At 43.1% G+C, this 23,563-nt stretch carries 15 protein-coding genes; 14 read left to right on the forward strand and 1 reads right to left on the reverse strand.

Annotated elements, in window-relative coordinates; genetic code table 11:
- Positions 1 to 79: 79 nt before the first annotated feature.
- A complete protein-coding gene (locus tag AC2FA3_RS09050; protein WP_490509288.1) occupies positions 80 to 5,089 on the forward strand; it encodes a translocation/assembly module TamB domain-containing protein in 5,010 nt (1,669 codons plus the stop codon).
- Positions 5,090 to 5,215: 126 nt separating this feature from the next.
- On the opposite strand, the gene hemP is transcribed toward AC2FA3_RS09050, so the two are convergent.
- Positions 5,216 to 5,380 carry a hemin uptake protein HemP gene (gene hemP / locus AC2FA3_RS09055; protein WP_010200173.1) on the reverse strand — a complete coding sequence of 55 codons (165 nt, stop codon included), beginning with the start codon at positions 5,378 to 5,380 and terminating at the stop codon, positions 5,216 to 5,218.
- Between the two features lie 242 nt (positions 5,381 to 5,622).
- Here hemP and AC2FA3_RS09060 point away from each other — a divergent pair, with 242 nt between their 5' ends.
- The 13 genes from AC2FA3_RS09060 (at position 5,623) to cmk (ending at position 23,416) form a co-directional block, all read left to right on the forward strand.
- Positions 5,623 to 6,768 carry an NUDIX domain-containing protein gene (locus AC2FA3_RS09060; RefSeq protein ID WP_490509289.1) on the forward strand — a complete coding sequence of 382 codons (1,146 nt, stop codon included), beginning with the start codon at positions 5,623 to 5,625 and terminating at the stop codon, positions 6,766 to 6,768.
- A 559-nt stretch (positions 6,769 to 7,327) separates the two neighbouring features.
- Positions 7,328 to 8,755 (forward strand): lipocalin family protein, encoded by a 1,428-nt coding sequence (locus tag AC2FA3_RS09065; protein ID WP_490509290.1) that lies wholly within the window; start codon positions 7,328 to 7,330, stop codon positions 8,753 to 8,755.
- A gap of 424 nt (positions 8,756 to 9,179) precedes the next feature.
- Positions 9,180 to 10,616 (forward strand): glyceraldehyde-3-phosphate dehydrogenase, encoded by a 1,437-nt coding sequence (locus AC2FA3_RS09070; protein ID WP_490509291.1) that lies wholly within the window; start codon positions 9,180 to 9,182, stop codon positions 10,614 to 10,616.
- 317 nt (positions 10,617 to 10,933) lie between these two features.
- Positions 10,934 to 12,151 (forward strand): Obg family GTPase CgtA, encoded by a 1,218-nt coding sequence (cgtA, locus tag AC2FA3_RS09075; protein ID WP_490509292.1) that lies wholly within the window; start codon positions 10,934 to 10,936, stop codon positions 12,149 to 12,151.
- Positions 12,152 to 12,291: 140 nt separating this feature from the next.
- A complete protein-coding gene (gene proB, locus AC2FA3_RS09080; protein ID WP_490509293.1) occupies positions 12,292 to 13,464 on the forward strand; it encodes a glutamate 5-kinase in 1,173 nt (390 codons plus the stop codon).
- Between the two features lie 296 nt (positions 13,465 to 13,760).
- Entirely contained in the window at positions 13,761 to 14,897 is a 1,137-nt protein-coding gene (gene hemE, locus AC2FA3_RS09085) for a uroporphyrinogen decarboxylase (protein ID WP_490509294.1), read from the forward strand.
- Between the two features lie 170 nt (positions 14,898 to 15,067).
- The gene (gene argC, locus AC2FA3_RS09090; RefSeq protein WP_490509295.1) at positions 15,068 to 16,135 is read left to right on the forward strand and encodes an N-acetyl-gamma-glutamyl-phosphate reductase; all 1,068 of its coding nucleotides are present in this window, start codon (positions 15,068 to 15,070) and stop codon (positions 16,133 to 16,135) included.
- A gap of 103 nt (positions 16,136 to 16,238) precedes the next feature.
- On the forward strand, positions 16,239 to 17,135 hold the full coding sequence (locus tag AC2FA3_RS09095; protein WP_490509296.1) for a hypothetical protein: 897 nt from the start codon (positions 16,239 to 16,241) through the stop codon (positions 17,133 to 17,135).
- A 157-nt stretch (positions 17,136 to 17,292) separates the two neighbouring features.
- A complete protein-coding gene (locus AC2FA3_RS09100) occupies positions 17,293 to 17,700 on the forward strand; it encodes an ATP-dependent Clp protease adaptor ClpS (RefSeq protein ID WP_490509297.1) in 408 nt (135 codons plus the stop codon).
- A gap of 643 nt (positions 17,701 to 18,343) precedes the next feature.
- Complete coding sequence (locus AC2FA3_RS09105; RefSeq protein ID WP_490509298.1) at positions 18,344 to 20,905, forward strand: AAA family ATPase; 2,562 nt, start codon at positions 18,344 to 18,346, stop codon at positions 20,903 to 20,905.
- A 205-nt stretch (positions 20,906 to 21,110) separates the two neighbouring features.
- Positions 21,111 to 21,848 carry a uracil-DNA glycosylase gene (locus AC2FA3_RS09110; RefSeq protein WP_490509299.1) on the forward strand — a complete coding sequence of 246 codons (738 nt, stop codon included), beginning with the start codon at positions 21,111 to 21,113 and terminating at the stop codon, positions 21,846 to 21,848.
- Between the two features lie 65 nt (positions 21,849 to 21,913).
- Positions 21,914 to 22,465, forward strand: a complete 552-nt coding sequence (gene tadA, locus AC2FA3_RS09115; protein WP_201543365.1) for a tRNA adenosine(34) deaminase TadA — start codon at positions 21,914 to 21,916, stop codon at positions 22,463 to 22,465.
- A gap of 186 nt (positions 22,466 to 22,651) precedes the next feature.
- Positions 22,652 to 23,416 (forward strand): (d)CMP kinase, encoded by a 765-nt coding sequence (cmk, locus tag AC2FA3_RS09120; protein ID WP_490509300.1) that lies wholly within the window; start codon positions 22,652 to 22,654, stop codon positions 23,414 to 23,416.
- Positions 23,417 to 23,563: the final 147 nt, after the last annotated feature.

Genomic DNA, 23,563 nt, shown 5'->3' on the forward strand with positions numbered 1-23,563 from the left:
CAGTCCTATAGTATTAAGCACAGTACTATTTTTTATCCTAGCGCATGCTGGTAATCATTCTTTAACGTAGCTGAGTGTCATGTCGACTAAAAATACCCTGCCAAACAAGCCCTCGGATGAAGATCCAGCACAACGCGACGCCCGCGCCGTAAGACGTTGGTATCCTCTGTCTTTTTTGCTCAAATTGATGGTGCTCATTGTTATCGTATTGGCGATTATGTTCGCCGTTTTTTTGTATGCGGTCGGCACCGAATCAGGCACCAAGTTCGTTTTAGAAAAAATTAGCGCCGAGACGGGTATTAAATTCAAATATGGTCGTGGCAATCTGCGCGATGGTATTTGGGTCACTGATATCGATATCAAGGCAAACGAAGACCTTGAGATATTGGTGGATAAGGCTTATGTCAAAATTGGCTGGCGCGCATTATTTGCCAAAGAAGTGCACCTGCGCGATGCCGACATCCAAACTATTGAGATTATCAATAACAAACCGCCAACGGGTGAGCCGTTCGATTATCGAACCCTTAGTTTGCCGGTCAATTTGCGTTTTGATCAAGCAAAAGTAAAAACCATCATTTATAAACAAGTTACCAAAGACCCTATCATTGTGCATGATATTGAGGCGCATGATTTGACGTGGGTTGGTAGTATAGTAACGGTTGGTCGCGGTAAATTACAATACGCTGATATCGTTAAGGTCAGTGCTCTAAAAGGATATGCGGATTTACAAGGTGATTATCCTTTAGATTTGAGCGCCATAGCTGAAGTAAGCGCACTAGGCAAGGCTTATATTGATCCATTAGATATCACTGCAACCGGTACGCTTAAACGCACCGTCGGTAAGGTGCGTAGCCGCTATAACGACAGCGATGTCAGCGGCGATTTTGTGGTGCAGGGTCTGGATAAGGATTCACCATTTCAGGCGAAGCTTGAATGGGACGATGTTCTTATCCCGTATGCCGACAGCCAAAATATCCACCTAAAAAGTGGCATGGCGACGGCATCGGGTGTTATCTCAGAGATACGTCTGCGTATCAATACCGAATTGACTGCCAAAGATATCCCCTCTGGGCATTATCAAGGTCGCGCTATCATTGCCAATAGCCAACTGCGCGTTGATCGCTTGGATGCGCAGGTGCCAGCCGGCAACTTGGTGCTACAAGGTATTTTAGACTGGAAGGGTAGCTTTGATGCAAGAGTGCGCGCAACTGGCAGTAATTTTGATATTCGTCGCGTGATTCCTAAAGAGTACGCGGATTTTAAAGCGTATGCACCGCAAAAGCTCAATGGTCGCTTGTCCGTACACTATCAGCATAAAAATAAAACTGGCAATCTAGAGATGGATGCAGATTTGCGTCAGCGTGATGGCGAACACATTAATGCCAATATTATTCAGGGTAAACCCTTAGCTCGTGGCAGAACTTCTAAATCTAAACAAGTAACACCTTGGTATATTGATGCTAAATGGCAGAACCTCGTGCGTCGTAATGTACCTAATATCGGTAATATCGACAGTCCAAGCGGACAAGCAAATGTCATCATGCGCGGCTCGAACTTATCGGTCGATGGCAAGGCGGTGATTAATGAGCTAAATGTCGCACCTAAAGGCAACTACGATGTGCGTGTGCGTAAAGCAGGTGACGTCATCGATATCAACCGCCTTAATTATAAAGGCATAGTAGGCGATTTATCTGGCACAGGACAAATTCAACTGGCGAGCAAAAAACGCCCGCTAACGTGGCAGATAGATGCGCGTACCACAGGTTTACTACCCAAAAAATATCGTAGTGATCTACCACTTGAGCGCCTAATGGGACGTATCAATGCACGCGGGCGCATGCTCAATATCAGTAAAAACCGCGTCAAAGGTCAGCGTCATATCATCAGTTTTAACAATACCGATCTGCAAGTAAACCTTGATGCCAGCCAAGATAGCCGCGCTATCGGTATCACGGGCAGCGGTGATGCCAGCGTCGATATTATCGGCGGTGAGCTATCTGTTTTTGATGCTCGTTTTGATGGTCACATTAATACCGCTGATGTTCCAAAAGGCAGCTTATCGATTGATGCCGCTGGGACGCCAAAGCTGATTCGTATCCGTAAACTTAACTATAACGGTGAAGCCGGCGCAGTAAAGGCAAACGGTGTTATTGATTTACGTCAAAATATCGGTTGGACGGTCGATGGCCGCTTTGATAAATTTAATCTTGGCTATTTCTTACCGAATAACGCCGCCATTATCACTGGTGGTTTAAAAACCAGCGGCGTGTGGCAAACGCCGCCAAAAAACAATCCTAATGCAAAGGGTAAGATTAAAAACTTTGCGGTAAATTTTGATGGTGTATTGGATGCTGAGCAATTACCAGCTGGTAAACTTACCATCGATGCCAGTGGTGACGCCCAGCTGATTCGTATCAAGCGTTTCCGCCATGTCGGCGCGGCAGGCAGCATCGATGCCAATGGTACGGTTGATGTGCGTAAAGGGATTGCTTGGGATATCAAGGCGGTGATGAATCGCTTTAACTTGGGCTATTTCTTTAAAGACATTCCAAGCACCATCACTGGCAGCATCGATACTGATGGGCGCTGGAGCGACAATCAGCAAATCATTAATATTAAACAAGTTAACCTAAGTGGTATGTTAAAAGGCCAGCCGCTCAGTGCTAAAGGTAGTCTAGCGGCAAAAATGCGTCTACCAAAAGACTTAGGCAGTTATTTCAAACGCTTACAAGCACAAGATGCACAGGGGCAATATAAACAGGTTAATGCGCTAATCGATAGCTTAAATGCCAATAATTTAGTGCTACGTTGGGGCGATAACTACCTTACTGCTAATGGTAATGCTAAGCAGCTACAAGCTAAAATTAATATCACCAGTCTCGACCAGCTCTCAGATAAGCTTGCCGGCAAAGTGACGGGCGGCGCGACCTTATCGCAGCCGGCAGGACAAGCGCTGCCCACGATTTATATTGACTTGGTTGGTGAGCGTCTAGCGCTACCGGGCTTCATTTTGCGTCAAGGGCGTATCCGCGGTAAGCTCGTCAATTTGGCCAATAGTCCAAGTCAGCTTATTATTAGCGCAGAAGGTCTGGATGCGGCAGGTCAGAGCTTCAAAAAGGTCAATGCGACTTTTAATGGCACTGAGCAGGCGCATGTGGTCAATCTTGAGGTGGCGAATGATGAGCTTGATATCTCAGCAAGGCTCAAAGGTGGCTTTAATCGCGATAAGCTCAGTTGGTCAGGGGTGATTGGTAAAGGTCGAGTCAAATCGAAATATGCGACATTAAATCAACTACAACCTGCGCAATTGATTGTGAATCTACCCAAAAAACAAGGTAATAACTCAACAGACTTAAAAGTACAGCTTGCTGCCCACTGTTGGCAGGCGAGCGACCAAACCGGCAAGCTGTGTTTACGTGAGAATCTAATTGCTTCACCCGCCGCGGGTCAAGTCAATTTAGCCGTACAAAATTTGGATACTTCGCTATTCTCAGTCTTTTTACCCAAAGATATTGATTGGCAAGCGAAAATTAATGGTAAAGCCATCGTCGGTTGGCAACGTGGTCGTCCGCCGACGATTAATACCACACTGTATTCTGATAACGGCAAAATCGGCTTGATTCAAGATGGCGACAGTCAGCCAGTTACCTTGCCTTATAAGCGTGTGTCCGTTATTGCTTTGTCGGTCCCTGAAGGTATCAAGCTGCGCACGGACATCAATACCGGTCGCGGTGCGCGCGGCTATGCTGAGGTTATCGTTGACCCTTATAAAACGCCAAAACCTATCTCGGGTGCACTGGTGCTCAATGAGCTTAATTTGGCGATATTTAAGCCTTTCTTCCCCGGTATGCGGGTGCTCGAAGGCAATATCACCATGGCAGGTGGCTTGGGTGGTACGCTCGATAAGCCGCAGTTTTATGGTGATGTAAAATTGGCTGACGGCCGTATTGCGATGCTTGATTTGCCTATCAATTTAAGAAAGGTCAATGTCGATGGCAAAATTCGTGGAACGCAGGCAACTATCAAGGGCACCTTTAATAGTGGTACCGGTACAGGTAAACTGACCGGTACGGTGAATTGGCAACAAAAGCTACAAGCCAAGCTAAGTATTATTGGTGAGCGTTTGGTATTAACTCAGCCGCCATTATTGTTAGCTGAGATTAATCCTGATATCGATATTATCGTGCGTCCGGGTGACCGTTATGTCAATATCACTGGGGCGGTCAGTGTGCCATCAGCAACCATTCGTCCACCAGAAGCCAGTGAAGACATCATTACCCAAACCGAAGATGCGGTCGTGCTTGATCGTCGTTTGATTGGTAATATTGATGAGGTTTTAGCTATCTCAAAACCTTGGTCAATCAATGCCGATATCGGTATCGACTTGGGCGATGATATTAACTTCCGTGGCTTTGGTGCCGTAATTCCTTTAGCAGGGGCGATTAATGTCACCCAAAATGGCACGGGTATTATGCGCGCCAAAGGTGTGGTGCAGGTTTCTCGGCGTACCAATATCAATGCCTTTGGTCAGAGTCTAGAGCTCAATTATGGTCAAGTGCGTTTTAATGGTGATGTGATGAAACCCAATCTTAGTATCGAGGCGGTTAAAACCATTAGCGGTAAAACAGTCGGCGTGCGCGTTAAAGGCAATACAGAAAATCCAAATATTATCGTCTTTAATAATGCTGGCCTTACCCAGCAGCAAGCGATGAATGCCTTGATAACCGGTCGTATTAATAATAAGAGCGCCACCCAAATCAGTGAGCAAGGCTTTAAATCGCAGGTGACCAATAACCTTGCGGCGGCAGGCTTAAGCTTTGGGCTTAGTGGTACACGCAATCTCACCAATCAGATAGGTCAAGCGTTCGGCTTCCAAAGCCTGACCGTTGACGCTTCAGGAAGTAGTGAGGACACCAACGTCAATGTCACCGGTTATGTCACCCCTGATTTATATATCCGCTATGGTGTCGGTGTGTTTAATGCCCAAAATAGCCTATCTATCCGTTATCAGCTGACGCGTCGGATTTATGTAGAAGCAACCTCGGCGGCGGAGAATGCGGTCGATGTGGTTTATAGTTGGCAGTTCTAAAGTTCTAAAGTTCTAAAGTTCTAATCGTCTAGCTGTCCGTTTGTAAGTCGATAGTTAGCGGTTAATTCAATCCAATAAAAAACGCCTTTTAGTAAAGGCGTTTTTTTTATGCGGTGAGCAGGCTATCTATTTGGTCAAAATTAAGCGGTTGTTGCGCGTTAAGCGTAAGCGGTATTCTTCGCCTTCATGCTCGATACGCACTTCTTTAGTCAGTGCAAATAGATGCTGCGATTGTAGCGTAGGTAAGCGGTTTTCGCGGCAGTTTAAATAACGAGAGATGACCATGCTCATGATAAATTCCTTTTGATAAAATAATTGAACCAAATATAGTGATATGAAGTAAGTTAATAACGATAATAATTATCATTTACATTGGGAGATTTTGCAAGCTATTTGATAAAATAAATGACAGTTATTATGTAAACTTATATAAAGCCTTATTTACAAAGGCTATAAATACTCTAAAAGCTATCAACCAAGATAATAAAATAGCGATAAATGCATCCATAAATATTTTGATAAAGGGCACTAATATGGTAAGTCAAATAACAACCTCGATAGAACATTCATCGCATAAAAATGGGATAAGAAAAGCAAATGAAATAACTGTCGTCAATGTTGCAGTGGCGGTCATTTATCATGACAACCAGTATTTGCTAGGGTTTAGAGACGCTTCACAACATCAAGGTAACCGTTATGAGTTTGTAGGCGGCAAGATAGATGGTGACGAAACGGCTAAGCAAGCGCTGAGACGCGAAGTTGACGAAGAGACGGGTATTGATATCGCTAATAATAGTGCTGTAAAGCTTGGTCGCCTGCATCATGACTATGGTGATAAGCAGGTTTGCTTGCATGTCTATAAGGTAGCGCTGAGCGTGCAGCAGTATGAACAGTATAAACACCGTCATAAAGGTTTAGAGGGTCAGGCACTAACTTGGGTAGATAAATCGAAGTTACTGGCAGGAGATTACCATCTGCCTGCCGCCAATAAAACCATTCTTGAATGGTTGCGCTTACCACAACAGATAGCAATTACCTATCCATTAGCACACTTCGGTGACGCGGCTGATCCAGCAGCTGCATGGTTACAGTATCATGCTGTGCACTTAGGGCATGACGCATGGGTTTATGTCCGACCAAAAGCCATGGACTCAGATAAGAATATAGAGCAGTTATTAAGCTTGCGACCCGATATCCATGCGATTGTGCCTACTGAATTTGAAAGCAACGCAGCGCATAAGCAAGCCATAAAAATAAACCGCCAGATTGTAGCAAAGCATTTAACCCAGACGCAGCTTATGCAGTGCTCAAGTTATGCCGATAACGATGTTCATCAGAGTAATAATGCATCGTACTGCTGCATATTTTCAGACCATTTATTAAGCTATCCAGTGATTGTAAGTTGTCATGATGCTGAGAGTATTAATGCCGCTAATAAGTTGGCGCATGTGCGTTTAGAGGAGCAATTACCCCCCATCATCGGTATTTTCCTGTCACCTGTTTTAGCAACCCAAACTCATCCTGAGACTCAGCCGCTTGGCTGGCAGGCATGGTCAGAATTAGCAAAATTAGCAGATATGCCAGTGATAGGTTTGGGCGGTTTATCACCAGTAATGAGTATACATGCGGAGCAGTATGGCGGTGTTGCTGTTGCTGGAATTAGGCAGTTTTTCGAGTAATACATCGAATGGCTTTTATACTATTGTTTTGACCATTTTTATTGCGGATGATTAACTAAAAATGCCTTTTAGGTAAAGGGTTAGAGCAGGGTGTAAGGCAGCTTAAATGAGTAGCCTAGAGGATTGCAAAACACTGATTTCAATACTGTTTTAACAATCAGTAACTATGTGTTCGTTCTATCAGATAAATGTAGAATTACTTACAAACCGTTGCGTTTCCCTACATTGCGACACTGTTCTCATGGCGTCTTTGCCATTAATATGAACTGTCAAATTATCAAAGGCGCTGAATTAGTTTGTTATATTTCTATTTGGCAGCTATTTTCCAAAATAGGCTGCTAAAAACAGCTTCTTAAAATAGGCTGCTAAAAACAGCTTCTTATTGTCATGTACTTATAACATTTAGGCAGTGCCTCTTAGAATTTATAGCGTATAAAAGTTTATAGCATATACGGTTATAACCGTGTTCAGTCTTTGCGCTTTTATATTTAAAGTAATTATTGAGAATAATTTTCTAATAAAGAATTTTTAACTATCCTTATTAATAAATGGTACTCCTATGAAAACCAATAAGTTACCTAAATCAGCATGGTCTGATTCTCAGGCAGCTGGTTCTCAATCGCAGCAGACTAGCCAGCCAAGTCAGCCCCATCTTACAAAGAACTATCTTAAGAAAGGCCAGATTAATAAAGGTCATCTAAAGACAGATAAGCCGTCAGAGGCTGGTAACGCCAGTAATGACGCTAGTTATCATTATGACCACTATGACAGTGCTAACGACGAACACTCCAACCATTTGGTGACAGATACGTCAGCATATGATAGCTATTTTGGCTACAAAAGCGTTAAAAAAAGCCTTCCTGAGGCAACAGAGTCTGCAATGATTAAGAATAGCAATCATAAAGCTAGTAGCATGAGTAGTATTGAAACTAGCGATATGAAAAGCAAGACAAGCACGAGTAATTTTGCTAGACACAATAAAAATAATAAGAGTGATGGAAGCTCGCAAGACTCACAAAGTCCACGGATTAATCATGGATATAAAAAAGCCCATAGCTATCAAAAAGTGACAAAAACGACTGATATCAACATTAATGAAAATTTAAAGGTAGATACACAATCATCAAAGCTGCACTCTGTTGAAGATGATATGGTAGAAGGACAGTCGGATGCTATAGCTACGAAAGATAGCCTGACTAAAAAGAATAAAACCAAAGCCAGTGATTCTAAAACAAAAAACCATCTTTATGCTGACACTGCCGATGCAGCTGCAACAGAGATACCGGAGCGCATATTTATGAATGGACTTATCAAGCACACAGGTATTGCCTTAGCGATTATTATCCCATTGGCGGCGTTCTCAGCGTATGCGGCAACGCCCCCCGTCACTACTGCGCCTAAAGCTAATGTGACCGCTAATGCAACGACGGATAAAACCAGCACAGAGACATTATCCATTAAGCCAAGTGCTATCATTCATAAGTCTGCAAGTGTACCAACCACAGTCGATAGCGTTGATCTTAAAAAGTACGCAGGTACTTGGTATGAGATAGGTCGTTTACCGATGTATTTTCAGCGCAATTGCGCCAGTGATGTGACCGCGAATTATGTTGAAAAAACAGATGGCTCAGGCATCAAAGTAATTAACCAGTGTAAAGCGCAAGACGGTTCAGATATCGTAGCTGAAGGCTTAGCCAAGCCAGCTGATGCGACGGGCAGCAAATTAAAAGTTACTTTCTTACCTTCTTGGATTCGTTGGTTGCCTGTCGGTCGCGCGGATTATTGGGTACTGGCACGTGATGCAGACTACAAAACGGCATTGGTTGGTACGCCCGATAAAGACTATTTATGGTTGCTGGCGCGTTCGCCAAATGTGAGTCAAGAAACCTATGCCAAATATCGCCAGATTGCTCAACAACAGGGCTATGATTTAAAAGAGTTCAAACTTACACCGCAGACCAATCAGACAGTGAAATTGGTACCATAAAATATCTATTAGTTATGAAGGTCAATTATCGATTATTAATAGTTCGTTATTAGTAGTTCGTTATTAATAGTCTGTTACTGACAGCTACTTAAATATTTTATATTCATCAGATTTCTACAGCGTTTTTGGCTCATCAAAAATGGGACAGCAAGTTTAGATGTCTTTATTTTTAATAAGTAGGCCATATATTAATAATATTCTTTATGAGAGCGGCAAATGCGGTTATCACTAGCAAAATAAGGCATTTTAGGCTAAAATCTCTCTTATCTAAAGACTACGCTGATAAAAACGGTGACCATAACCATCGGAGCAACAGTCGAGCGTTATCGTTTTAGAATCATTACTTAACTGAATGATGACCTATCTATTTATATTTCTTCATACTTTACTGATTACCTAATTACTGACCATAAGGATGTTTCTCGTGAGCAACGCTGATACCTTACGCCAATTACATCAAGACCACTTGAGCAATTATAACCAACAAGAGCAACAAGCCATTGAGCTGATGGGGCTATTGAATAAGCTTTATAACGAGCAAGATGTGCAAGTGACTCTATTTGGCGACACGCTAGATACAACTTCTGTAGGTCAAATATTGGCATTGCATCAAAAAGTGGCGTTACGTGAGCAAGGTGCTAAAGCTATTGATATCGCTGACACGTTAGCGATGGTTAAGGTGTTAGCCGAGAATAAAGATATCCAAGCGGCGCGTATCGATGTCGGTCAACTGATGGCTAATGACAGTGATTTACAAGCGGCTTTACAGTCTATTGGTACTGATAAAGGCGCTAGCAATGGCGCAACTGATGTCGTGCTATATGGTTTCGGTCGTATCGGTCGTATCTTGACGCGTCTATTGTTGTCACAAGCATCAAGCGCCAAGGGTATGCAGTTAAAAGCGATTGTTGTACGTCCTGCAGCAGCGGGTGATTTGGCTAAGCGTGCCTCATTGCTTGAACGTGATTCGATTCATGGTAGCTTCGCTGGTGGCGTGGTTGTCGATAACGAAAATAACGGCTTGATTATCAATGGGCGCTTTGTGCAAGTGATTTATGCCAAAGACCCAAGCGAGATTGATTATACTGCTTATGGTATTAACGATGCATTGGTCATTGATAACACGGGCATTTGGAAAGATGAAGCCGGTCTTGGTAAGCATCTGCAGTCTACTGGTGTGAAAAAAGTATTACTAACCGCACCTGCTGGCGGCGATATTAAGAACGTTGTCTATGGCGTAAATAACGATACCGTTGGCGATGACACTATCGTCAGTGCGGCGAGCTGTACAACCAACGCAATTACCCCAACACTAAAAGTATTAAATGACGAATATGGTATCGAAAACGGTCACGTTGAAACCATTCACTCGTTCACTAACGATCAAAACTTAATTGATAACTATCATAAAGCCGATCGCCGTGGTCGTAGTGCAGTATTGAACATGGTTATTACCAGTACTGGCGCGGCAAAAGCAGTTGGTAAAGCACTACCAGAGCTTAGCGGCAAATTAACGGGTAATGCTATTCGCGTGCCAACGCCAAACGTCAGCTTAGCGATTTTGAACTTAAACCTAAAAACTGCGCCAGCTAGTGCTGATGCGTTAAATGAGTTCATGCGTAAAGTTTCTAATAGCAGCCAATGGCAGACGCAGATTGCTTATACGGACTCTACCGAAGCGGTCTCGACTGATTTCGTCGGTGATACGCACGTCGGTATCGTCGATGCCCAAGCAACGATTTTGACTGATAACCATGCTATCGTTTATATTTGGTATGATAACGAAGTAGGCTATAGCACGCAGGTATTACGTTTGGCAACGCAAATGGCTGGCATCAGCTATACGCAAATCCCCGCGTAAAACATTGCACAGCTACTATTTTAGCTGTTTCTATTTAGACGAAACAGTGATACGAAAGTAAGTTTTATCTTAGATAAATCGGTGTAAATGGTTAAAGGCAGTACTCAAGCACCCGATAGTCCGAATGGTTATCGGGTGTTGTTGTCATAATAAATGCTAACTAAGAATGACATTGCATTCTAATTGGCGTACTTTTTTAAAGAATTTTTTATACTTATTAAGTTTTTCATAACTACCCAAACATATAGCTACTACCTAAAATACGGTCGTTGACTGTAACCAGTTTATAAACTGGATGGTAAATAAAGGAACGTAAGATGCGATTTATTGATGAAGCCGTCGTAACGGTAAAAGCAGGTGACGGTGGTAACGGAATCGCCAGTTTTCGCCGAGAAAAGTATGTCCCTCGCGGTGGTCCTGATGGTGGTGATGGTGGCAAGGGCGGAGATGTCTATGTCATTGCAGAAGATAACACCAATACCCTAGTTGACTATCGTTATACCCGTCGTTATGACGCCATGCGCGGTGAAAACGGTCATAGTAAGAACTGTGCCGGTAAAGGGTCTGATGACATTTATTTGCCAGTCCCAATCGGTACGACTGTGGTCGATACCGAAACTGACGAAGTGTTGGGTGATTTGATTGAGCTTGGTCAGACTTTACTGATTGCCAAAGGTGGCGATGGTGGTTTGGGTAATACCCATTTTAAAAGCTCGACCAACCAAGCACCGCGTAAAGCGACGTCTGGTTTTGAAGGTGAATTAAAAGTTCTTAAGTTTGAGCTAAAAGTTGTGGCTGATGTGGGTTTAATTGGTTTGCCTAATGCTGGTAAATCGACCTTTATCCGCCAAGTCTCTGCTGCTAGACCAAAAGTGGCCGATTATCCATTTACCACGTTAGTACCAAATTTAGGCGTGGTAGATATCGGTCGTCATCGCTCATTTGTCATGGCCGACATTCCAGGTTTAATCGAAGGCGCTTCAGAAGGCGCAGGACTTGGCATCCGCTTTTTAAAGCATGTCGCTCGTACGCGTCGTCTGTTACACTTGGTTGATGTAAAACCAATCGATGGCAGTGACCCAGTAGAAAACGCCCGTATTATTTTAAATGAGCTTGAGCGTTTTTCACCTGAATTGGCCAATTTGCCACAGATTTTAATCTTGAATAAAATCGATCAGGTTGCCGAAGAAGACTTAAATGAGCTTTGTACCCATATTGTGGCTGAGCTTGGTTGGACAGGTATTGTATTCCGTACCGCGACATTGACTGGCGAAGGCGTCGATGCGGTTAAATACCATTTAATGAATGAGATTGAGCGTGAACGTGAGCGTGAAATCGAAGACCCTATTTTTGCTGAAGCACAAAAAGAGCGTTTTGAGCGCTTAGAAGCAGAAGTACGTCTGAATACCGAAGCACAGCGTGAAGCATATCGTGCAGCCCGCAGAGCAGCGCGTGAAGGCATTGACTTAAACGATGATGATGAAGATGACGACGACCTAGATGATGATGGCGTTGAAGTGGTTTACGTGCCTTAGGTGTATTTTATTTAACTTAATGAGCTTTAAGTTCAGGAGTTTTAACTTTAGGTGCTTTAAGTTTACGTTCTTTAAATAGGTGTGCGCACAGTTTTTAATTTAATCCCCGTAATTACTTTACACTAGCAACAGGAGTTTATATGGCAGTTGACATAGAGAACACGACCGAAGAAGCAAGGTTTGTTAAGCAAGCTCGCAACTTTGATATTCAGCGCGTTATTGTCAAGATTGGCTCATCGTTATTAACCAATAATGGGCGAGGGCTTGATCGAACTGCCATTTACGAGTGGGCAAAGCAGATTGCCAAGTTGCATAAGCAAGGTGTTGAAGTATTACTTGTATCTTCAGGTGCGGTTGCTGAAGGTGTGGTGCGTATGAATCTTGAAGAGCGTCCGAGGAAATTGGCGGCGCTACAAGCTTGTGCGTCTATCGGTCAGATGGGCTTAATTGAGACTTGGTGGTCAGCGTTGATTCAGCATGGTATTCAAAGCTCGCAGTTGCTACTGACTCATGATGATTTGTCTAATCGTAGTCGTTATTTAAATACCACTGGGGCGTTGACGCAATTATTAGAGTGGCGCGTGCTGCCAGTGATTAATGAAAACGATACCATTACCATTGACGAGATTAAATTCGGCGATAATGACACCTTAGGCGCGATGGCAGCGGCGATGGTCAATGCCGATTTATACATTATCTTAACCGATCAAGAGGGCGTCTTTACCGATAATCCTCGTAATAATCCGAATGCCAAAATGATCCGCCAAGAGCGGGCAATGGCTGATTATTTATTTGATATCGCAGGTGATGGTGGCAAACTTGGTCGCGGTGGTATGCTAACCAAAATCCGTGCTGGACGCTTGGCTGCCATGGGCGGTTGTCCGACGGTGATCGTCAGTGGCGCTATCGACGATGTTATCACGCGTGTGGTTTCTGGCGAAGCCGTCGGTACGTTACTGACCACCAATGACCAAGATAAAATCATTGCACGTAAACAGTGGCTAGCGGCACATTTGCGCATGTCAGGTTCTTTACTTGTTGATGCAGGTGCTGCCACAGCGGTTGTCGAACATCACAAGAGTTTGTTACCAGTCGGTGTGGTAGAAGTCCGCGGCGATTTCGATGAAGGCGACGTGGTTGAGATTGTCCATCAAGATACGGGCGAGCGTATCGCTGTCGGTCAAGTGAACTTCTCATCGCGCGATGCTTGCCGTGTGGCTCGTGAGCGTACAGAGCAGTTTGATAGAATTCTTGGTAACAATGAAGAGCGCGTAGTTATGGTGCACCGTGATAACTTAGCGCTGACCATGTAAACCGTTTGGGGAATTTATCTTATTTTGTATGTAAGTAAGATAGATATAAGCACGATAGATATAAGTACGACATTATTGATTAAAGGCTAACAGCAAATGACGCTCTAAAAATTCTAAATAAGACTTTATAACGGTTGATCCATAACCCGTTATTCAGCAAATTTGGGATTCTGTAATAGAGTGTCGCTATCTGAGCGTTTTAATATTCTTTTCTTTAACTTATTTTATCCAGCCTTGTTATGCATTTGCTTAACTGTTCATTTGAATAACGATGGGGCTGTTTTGGAGATTTGTACATGAGTGCTTCAGACAATAATAACGCGCTAGAGCAGAATTTTGCGCCTTTAAAAAACGATAGATTGCTACGCGCCCTGCGCTTTGAGCCGATAGATACCACACCTGTGTGGATGATGCGCCAAGCCGGTCGTTATTTACCAGAATATAAGGCCACTCGCGCTGAAGCTGGTGATTTTATGAGTCTATGTAAAGATACCGCGCGTGCAACTGAAGTTACCTTGCAACCATTACGTCGTTATGACTTAGACGCCGCTATTTTATTTAGTGATATTTTAACCATTCCAGATGCGATGGGGCTGGGCTTATATTTTGAAACCGGTGAAGGCCCAAAGTTTAAACACCCTATTCGTACGCAGGCAGATTTAGATAGATTACCAGTACTCGATGTCAATGACTCGCTTGATTATGTCATGCGTGCGGTGACAAGTATTCGTAAAGCCTTAAACGGACAAGTGCCATTATTTGGTTTTTCTGGCAGTCCCTGGACACTAGCGACTTATATGATTGAAGGCGGTAGCTCAAAAGATTATCGTTATACCAAAGGTTTTCTATATAGCAATCCTGAGTTTTTACATCAATTATTAGACAAGTTAGCAACGTCAGTGATTGATTATTTGGATGCACAAGTGGTTGCTGGGGCGCAAATCTTACAGATATTTGATAGCTGGGGCGGGGCGCTTGGCCATCGTCAATTCGTCGATTTCTCACACGCTTATAATAAGCGCATTGTCGCTGAGCTAAAAGTACGTCACCCCGAAATACCAGTGGTATTGTTTACCAAAGGTGGCGGATTATGGCTTGATATTCAAGCGGATAGTGAAGCTGACGCCTTGGGTTTAGACTGGACAATGCCCATTGATCGCGCACGTCAAGTCTTGACCGAAAGTCAGCGTCAATTGACCAAGCACCATAAAAAGCTACAAAGTAGCAAAGCCATTCAGGGTAATTTAGATCCCGCGACTTTATACGGCTCGCCTGCGACTATCCGTTCTGAAGTCAATGCCATGCTAGATAGTGCTTATGCCAATGGCGAAAAAACAGGCTATGTGGCAAACTTAGGTCATGGTATTACTCAGTGGGTCAACCCTGATAATGCTAAAGTCTTTATCGATGCGGTACATGACTATAAGATTTAATGTGGCTAATTTTTAAAAGTAGCTAACATTAAGAAACGTGAGTTTATTAAAAGCGATAAATTTAGACGCTATTAAATCTAGACCCTAGTATGTTTATACTTAGGTGTAAACATTATAGCTATATACCATTAATTGAGTAAGAAACTGCATAAAAGAAAAAGGGATATCTTATGATTTCAGCAGCGATTGTCGGCGGCACAGGCTATACAGGTATTGAGCTGATTCGCTTATTATCTGCCCATCCTGAAGTGTCTATTGATTTGCTAACCTCACGTAGTGAAGCTGGCACCCGAGCTGATGAGATATTCCCAAGCTTACGCGGTATCTCCGATATCGTTTTTAGCGACTTAGGTGATGAGACGCTAGCGACCTTGCAAAAATGCGATGTGGTATTTTTTGCGACCCCACATGGCGTGGCAATGAAGCAAGCAGAGGCGTTAACGGCAGCGGGCGTAAAGGTGATTGATTTGGCGGCGGATTTCCGTTTGCAGTCATTAACGGAGTTTGAGCACTGGTATCAGCAAGCGCATGCCTGTCCTGATTTGCTTAAGACAGCCGTTTATGGTTTACCTGAAGTCAATCGTGAAAAACTTGCCAATGCTTTGGTGGTCGGTAACCCCGGCTGTTATCCAACCACGGCTATCTTGGGCTTAAAACCTATTATCGATGCGCAAAATCAGCAAGCAGCAAGATTGGTTGAATCACGTATCGTTATCGATGCAAAGTCTGGTGTTTCGGGCGCGGGTCGTCAAGCAAAGCTTGCCCTTAACTATGCTGAAACCACAGACAACTTCAAGGCCTATAGCGTTGAAGGTCATCGGCATCTACCTGAGATTGAACAGGGCGTTGCCCAATTATTAGATAGTAAATTTAGCCATCGTATTCGTTTTTTACCGCATCTGGTGCCGATGATACGCGGAATGTTGAGCTCCATTCATCTTGAGCTGACTGAAGCAGGCACTGCTATTGATTGGCAGCAAATGTTTGAGACAAGCTACGCTGCAGAAGCGTTTGTGGATGTGATGCCAAAAGGTCTTTATCCAGATACGCGCAGCGTGCGTGCTAGTAATCGCTTACGTATTGGTATCCATCAAGACAATGCGCGTGCTGAGCTGACAGTAATTGTCGTACAAGACAATTTGGTAAAAGGTGCGGCTGGGCAAGCAGTACAAAATATGAATGTAATGTTTGGTTTTGATGAATCAATGGGCTTAAACTTTGCCCCTATTGTTCCTTAACAGATGTTTATGTATTATCAAATCCTTCATATTCATGGCGCTAGGTATTGATTATAAATTCCGCTATAATAACCTGCCCTTACTGTTAAGAGATATTGTCTAAATGCGTTTGAAGAATGTACTACGCCTTTGCCCACAGCCAGCACGTTTAGCGTGTCAAGACTCTATTTCCTATAATGTGGGGCGCGATTCGCATCTCTCTTATCCTGATTATCGCAATTGTTATCGCAGCAGTGATGTGGCTATCAGTCGCCATGGCATCGGTAGTTCACAGCAAGGTGCGTCTACTTTAGTGTTGGCATTATTTGTAGTAGCGATATTGGTAACGGCGGTGGTAGGGCTGTTATTTGGTCATAAGCTTGGTTATCAGCGTGGCTATTATTCGATGCAAACCGAAGCTAAGCAAGCAGTTATTACCAGTAAAGAGGCGACGCAAGAGCTAAAAGATTTACGCCTTAGCAGTAAGATCGCGACCAATGAAGCGGCTACCGCTAAGCAAGAACTGGAAATAAGTCTGGCAAACCTAAAAGAGTTGCGTGAAAATCAGCAAGAACTGACCGTTGAAAATAAGCAAGTAGCACAGCTTAATGAGATATATGGCGAACTGCTGAGTAAACAAGGCGGTATGCCACTACAGATACTTGGCGCGAAAATTCAACCTTTACCTGAGAGCGCTTTTGAATATGGCTTTGATGTTGCCATGCTTGCTAGTGATGGTAAAGCCAAGCGCTTAAAGCCAACGTTGACCTTACTTAATAACGATGACTTTGTAGAAGTGCCGTTAGAACCAGCCAGTTATACCATCGAAGGTATTACCCGTATTCGCGGTCGCTTTATGATGCCGTCAGGCTTTAAGCCTTTGCAGGTTAAGCTGAGCTTGAAAGCAGGCGGGCAGGAAGTAGAGCAGTTATACGATTGGAAGCTTGGCGACAAGGTTGATAATATGCCGCTGTCGTTATTAGACTTGCCAGAGGTTGATGAAAGCCCGATTGAACCTTAATCTTACAAGGTTTGACTGAACCTTACTGTTTGCCTATTTTATGTTGCTGTCTCCAATAGCTGACGCTTAGTGATGTCTCAACATGTCGATATGTCTGCTAATTTTTTAATCCCCCTTTATGCTGTTATAAACCCACCTATTTATTTGTATTCTAATTATGATAAAACAAACCATATTACAATCAACGCCCACCGTTGCGGATTGGCATTTCCCCAATCTGCCGCTGCATTTGGCTCAAGATGGCGATACCAAGGGTGAAACCACACCGCAAGCTGATGTATTGGTAGCAGAGCCAGAAGTGGCAAAACCGCCGATGTATGCGGTGGTGATGTATAACGATAACTACACGCCGATGGAGTTTGTCGTTTATGTACTGCAGTCAGAATTTCGTCATAGTATGGATTCAGCGGTTGAGATCATGCTGACGATTCATAATAGTAGCAAAGGTATTGCGGGTATTTATCCAAAAGATATTGCTGAAACCAAAGCCAAAAAAGTTAATAGCCTTGCTCACCGTGAGGGCTATCCTTTATTGACTCAAATCGAACCGCATCAGGGCGAGTAATTTTAGACTGCTTTTGTAGCAAAGCTTTCTTCGTTTGTCGCGGTTTCTACTTTTTGCGGTTTCTACTTTTCGCTTTTTTATTCTTCAAGATACCTATCTGACCTAGAGCAATACTGACGAGTTATTCAACGGTTTGCTCTATTATATTTATTCACATTAAGTGTAATATCAATCCTTCTATTTATTATCTTATCTTTTAAATCCAGACTTGATTTTCCTTCTATATAACCCTATATATTAAAGTATACTCTTGTACACTTAATTTTATTTATTCCTCGTTTTTCCAAGTCGTTTTAGCGTTTTTATCCGTATTATATTTAACAGCTAATCTCCAAAATCTACACTCGAATGATTTCGTTGAGTATGATTTTTTGACTCTATGAATGTCCCTAAAAGGCTTGCTGGACACTTCGATACATTTTAATCAGCGTTAATAGATTGACTATCTTTAAGTATCATGTTGATATAAAGGTAAGCTGAAAATAATACTTAAGTCATGGAAGTCTTCATTTAACAACATTCACTAAAGTCTCTTAATAATCCTAACATTGCCCTTGAACAATCCATCTATCGCCCTGATTTAGTTACTAACTCATTCATAAAGCTATCAATAATAAGATAGGTACAACCGTAGGAAGTCCTTATGTTAAGTCGTCATCTTGAAGTTTCTTTGCGTTTAGCAATGACACTTGCGCGCCAAAAATCGCATGAGTATCTCACTGTTGAACATCTACTATTGGCATTATTGGAAAATACCAATGCTGCCAATACCTTGACTGCTTGCAATGCCAATGTCTCAACCTTGCGCAGTGAGCTAGAGGCTTATATCAATAAGCATACGCCAACGGTAGATCCAGATACTGAGCAATCACCGCAACCGACCCAAAGCTTCGATCGCATCCTGCAACGGGCTATTTTCCATGTGCAGTCTATTGGTGGCGGTCGTCTGGTTGAAGGGTCTGATATTTTAGTATCGATGTTTTCAGAGCACGATACTTATGCGGTTTATTTGCTTAAAAAACAAGGCATCAGTCGCCTTGAGTTGACCCAGTATTTATCACATGGTCAGGACAAAGACGAGCCATCTGAGCCACGTGCTTCGATGACTGGTGAGCGCCGCAGTGCCTCAGAAAAAACCAGTAAAGATCCCTTGGTCGAATTTGCAACCAACTTAAACCAACGCGCCGCTGAAGGTAAAACCGACCCATTGATTGGTCGTGGCCCTGAGATTGAGCGTGCCGCCCAAGTGCTATGTCGCCGCCGTAAAAATAACCCGTTATTGGTTGGTGAGCCAGGTGTTGGTAAAACATCGATTGCCGAAGGTTTGGCGTGGTTGATTATCAATGATAAAGCACCAAAACCCCTTAACGGCTGCGTGATTTATAGCCTAGATATTGGCTCGTTAATCGCCGGTACTAAGTATCGTGGTGATTTTGAAAAACGTATGAAATCGCTACTTGATGCGCTGAAGAAAAAGCCCAATGCGATTTTGTTTATTGATGAGATTCATATGATTATTGGCGCAGGCTCGTCAATGAGTAGCAATATGGATGTGTCAAACTTAATCAAACCGGCCCTTGCCAATGGTGAGCTGCGCTGTATCGGTTCGACAACCTTTACTGAATATCGTCAGGTATTTGAAAAAGACCATGCATTGTCACGTCGTTTCCAAAAAATCGATGTTAAAGAACCTAGCGTCGATGACACTATCGATATTTTGCGCGGGCTGAAAACGCGTTATGAAGAGTTCCATAATGTTGAATATACCGACGAGGCTTTGGTGACTGCTGTTCAATTATCGGCTAAGCATATCCATGAGCGTTTTTTACCGGATAAAGCCATCGATGTCATCGATGAAGCAGGTGCTTATAAGCGCTTAGGTATCGTGGCTGATTTGGACGATATTGACGCCGAAGAGAGCTTTATCGCTGATTTAGAGCAAGATTTTGATGCGCAAATTGATGCTGATGAAGAAGGTCTTGATGCTGACAATGACGACATCGATGATAAAGATACGTTCAACGAGATGCAAGATGAAGCAAAGGTTGCAAAAGCAAACGATAGAGCGAAAGCGGATGGGTCTAAAAAATCTAAAGCTAAGCGTGCACCGATAAAAATCGATGTCGCTGATATTGAAGCCATCGTTGCCAAGCTGGCGCGTATTCCACCCAAATCAGTCTCAAGTGATGATAAGAGCATTCTTCAGCATTTAGACCGTGATTTGAAGCACTTGGTATTTGGGCAAGATGAAGCCATTGCAACGCTTGCTGATGCGATTAAACTTTCGCGCGCTGGACTTAAAGCGCCAGATAAGCCAATTGGTTCATTTATGTTCGCTGGTCCTACCGGGGTTGGTAAAACAGAGGTCTCACGTCAGCTAGCAAACTTGTTAGGTGTCGAGTTGGTACGCTTTGATATGTCAGAGTATATGGAAGCGCATACGGCATCACGTCTGATAGGTGCGCCTCCAGGTTATGTCGGTTTTGATCAAGGTGGTTTGCTTACCGAAAAAATCAATCAGCATCCGCATTGTGTCTTGTTGTTTGATGAAATCGAAAAAGCGCACCCTGATGTTTTTAACTTGTTATTGCAAGTGATGGATCATGGTACCTTGACGGATAATAACGGCCGCGTGGCTATCTTTAAGCAAGTGATTGTGATTATGACCACCAACGTCGGTGCGGATAGTATCAGTCGCTCTTCTATGGGTTTCACACAACAAGACCATAGCCGTGATAATACTGAGTCGCTGAAACGCGTGTTTACGCCTGAGTTCCGCAACCGTCTTGATGCTATTATCCAATTTAACCCATTGGATACTTCAGTCGTTGTCTCTGTGGTTGATAAATTCTTGGTCGAGCTACAAGTGCAGCTTGATGATAAGCAAGTAACGTTAGAGATTGACGATGAGGTACGTGATTACTTAGCAGACAAAGGCTATGATCGCCTAATGGGTGCGCGTCCTATGCAGCGTCTGATTCAAGACGAGATTAAGAAGCCATTGGCAGGCATGATTTTGTTTGGTGACTTGGTCAATGGTGGGGTTGTTCATCTAACCTTGGAACCTGAAGATACTAAAGATCAAGACGGCAATTCTGTTAAGCTAGAGAAAGGGTCAGACAAAGGCTCAGCAGACAGCCGTATTATCTTAAAGGTCGTTGAGACGCATGAGCCTCATCCAGACTCTGAATCATTAGCCAGTTAGTCTATTTGTCGCACTGCAATAAAAAAACGGTTACTACAGTAGCCGTTTTTTTTATTGCTATAATTTATGATAAGGCCATAGTTTATAATCATGGCACTTTAAATTTTACTGCGATGAATTTTTACTGCTAGTAATTTTCAAATGCACCGTAAACCATTAGCGACAATATTTTTATTATCTTATAACAAATAAAAAAGGACATACCATGGAACTATTTGATGATAAGCCTACGAAAACAGCAGCACAAAAACAAGCGATTTTAGATAATGTACGTTTACCAGAAGACTGGAAGAACGCCTTAGCAGAAGAATTAACCTCTGACAATATGGATAGCTTACGTGCCTTCTTAAAGGAAGCCTATCAATCAGACGATAGTATCTATCCACCAGCCCCTTTGATGTTTAATGCGTTGAACTTAACACCTTTATCACAGGTTAAAGTTGTTATCTTAGGTCAAGATCCTTATCACGGACCAGGGCAAGCAATGGGCTTATCATTTTCAGTGCCCAAAGCCATTCCAAAGCCACCGTCACTGAACAACTTGTTAAAAGAGATGGCAAGTGATATTGGTATCGCACCGTCAAAACATGGTGATCTAACTTATTGGGCGCAGCAAGGGGTGTTATTATTAAACAGCTCATTGACCGTGAGAGAAGGAGAGCCAAACAGCCATCAGAATAAAGGTTGGGAGCAGTTTACCGATGCGGTCATTGATGTGGTTAATGAACAAACAGAGCATACCGTATTCATATTGTGGGGCAGTAAAGCGCAGAAGAAAGGCAAGTATATTAATACCGATAAACATCTGATTCTGACCGCTGTACATCCGTCGCCACTTGCTGCCAACCGCGGTGGGTTTTTTGGTTCTAAGCCATTTTCTAAAACCAATGATTATCTGGTACAGTACTGTCAAACGCCTATCGACTGGCAGTTACCGCAGTAGTAGTTAAAGATGGTTGTCAAAAGTAGTTTTCAAAATAATTGTTGTCACAATAGTTGTACTAATAAATGAAGCAGACACAAACGATAAGCTTGCAACCGTATCAGTTAGCGAGCAATCCGATATCAACGAGTACATTTTGGTCACTTCGAGATGTTCACTGGATGCAAGAAGCCCTTGAGCTTGCCAAGCAAGGCGCTGCGCGTGAAGAAGTGCCAGTAGGGGCGATACTGGTGCACAATAAGCACATAATTGGGCAAGGGTTTAATGAGCCGATCGGACGTCATGATGCGACTGCTCATGCGGAAATTATCGCGTTAAGAGATGCTTGCAGGCGTTTAAATAATTATCGCTTGCCATTACAGACGACGTTATATGTGACTTTAGAGCCGTGTACCATGTGTATTGGGGCGCTTATTCATGCGCGCGTGGATAGACTTATTTATGCCGCAAGTGAGCCGAGAGCTGGCATGGTGGGTAGTCAAATGAACTTGGCGGCACAGTCCTTTTATAATCATAGTATTCAAGTACATAAAGGCTTGTGTAGTCAGCATAGCAGTCAGATGCTGAAGGATTTTTTTCGACAACGCCGCCAAGCGGTAAAAGAGAACAAGCGGTAAAAGTTTCAGTCACGATAAACCATTAACAAGATATTATGCTCACTGCTAGTGATAGGGAAGTTTGTTTGCTATACTATCGCCCTATTTGCTTACGAACAAGTTTGTCGGCGTGCAAGCGCTTGATAAACCAGTAGAAATTCAGCTTTTTACCATTTTGTAAGCTGTGCCGACGATTAAGTGACTGTTATGACTGCTTTATTTACACTTGAGGCTAATACTAATGACAATAGTGATACGCCATCATTGCGCTATCCGGTTATCTGTATTGATGGTCCCAGTGGGGCAGGTAAAGGTACGGTTACTTGGCGTTTAGCGCAAACATTAGGCTATCAGTTGTTAGATTCAGGGGCGTTATATCGTATTGTTGGCCTAAAGGCGTTTGAAGCAGGTTTGTTAGAGGTGAATGGCGAGCAAAATATTGATGAGGCGGCACTGTTAGCATTGACTCAAAGTTTGCAGATCGTGTTTGAGCCTAATACTGATTCAGGGCGCGTGGATATCATTGTCAATGGTGCCAAGATTGGCGAGCAAGTACGCAATGAAACCGTTGGCGGTTATGCTTCACAAGTCGCAGTTTATCCAAAGGTGCGTCAAGCGTTGCTTAAATTGCAGCAAGACATGGCGACCCAATCAGGATTAGTTGCCGATGGTCGCGATATGGGTACCGTGGTTTTCCCCGATGCCGATGTTAAGGTCTATCTGACCGCAAGTGCCAAAGCCCGTGCAGAGCGTCGAGTAGCACAGCTTTTACAGGCTGGACAAGCTGCAGATTTTGAAGCGATTCTTGCGACGATTAAAGCGCGTGATGATCGTGATGAAAACCGAGCGGTGGCACCGTCAAAGGCTGCAGAAGATGCGCTGGTTTTAGACAGCTCAAACCTAGACGCTGATGCGGTTTATGAGCTGGTAAAAAAACATTGTCAGGATCAAGGTATTTGTTTTAATCGTTAATAAAAACAACATATTAAGTACTAAAAGGTTTCCTATGGCTTTCATTTTAGTATAAAATTATAGAAGGTAATTATAAGACAGTTGTTGTTAGTGAGTTTGCTGACCCATTCGCTTATTAGCAACAAACGTTTTTATATATGGCTGCAT

It is taken from the genome of Janibacter sp. CoH_79_TC_3, assembly GCF_058197955.1.

Coding starts and splice junctions, on each gene's coding strand:
- hemP (WP_010200173.1), bottom strand. CDS start 5,380: ATGAGCATGGTCATCTCTCGTTATTTAAACTGCCGCGAAAACCGCTTA.
- proB (WP_490509293.1), top strand. CDS start 12,292: ATGGCAGTTGACATAGAGAACACGACCGAAGAAGCAAGGTTTGTTAAG.
- AC2FA3_RS09050 (WP_490509288.1), top strand. CDS start 80: ATGTCGACTAAAAATACCCTGCCAAACAAGCCCTCGGATGAAGATCCA.
- AC2FA3_RS09100 (WP_490509297.1), top strand. CDS start 17,293: ATGATAAAACAAACCATATTACAATCAACGCCCACCGTTGCGGATTGG.
- AC2FA3_RS09105 (WP_490509298.1), top strand. CDS start 18,344: ATGTTAAGTCGTCATCTTGAAGTTTCTTTGCGTTTAGCAATGACACTT.
- AC2FA3_RS09060 (WP_490509289.1), top strand. CDS start 5,623: ATGGTAAGTCAAATAACAACCTCGATAGAACATTCATCGCATAAAAAT.
- AC2FA3_RS09095 (WP_490509296.1), top strand. CDS start 16,239: ATGCGTTTGAAGAATGTACTACGCCTTTGCCCACAGCCAGCACGTTTA.
- AC2FA3_RS09065 (WP_490509290.1), top strand. CDS start 7,328: ATGAAAACCAATAAGTTACCTAAATCAGCATGGTCTGATTCTCAGGCA.
- tadA (WP_201543365.1), top strand. CDS start 21,914: ATGAAGCAGACACAAACGATAAGCTTGCAACCGTATCAGTTAGCGAGC.
- cgtA (WP_490509292.1), top strand. CDS start 10,934: ATGCGATTTATTGATGAAGCCGTCGTAACGGTAAAAGCAGGTGACGGT.
- cmk (WP_490509300.1), top strand. CDS start 22,652: ATGACTGCTTTATTTACACTTGAGGCTAATACTAATGACAATAGTGAT.
- hemE (WP_490509294.1), top strand. CDS start 13,761: ATGAGTGCTTCAGACAATAATAACGCGCTAGAGCAGAATTTTGCGCCT.
- argC (WP_490509295.1), top strand. CDS start 15,068: ATGATTTCAGCAGCGATTGTCGGCGGCACAGGCTATACAGGTATTGAG.
- AC2FA3_RS09110 (WP_490509299.1), top strand. CDS start 21,111: ATGGAACTATTTGATGATAAGCCTACGAAAACAGCAGCACAAAAACAA.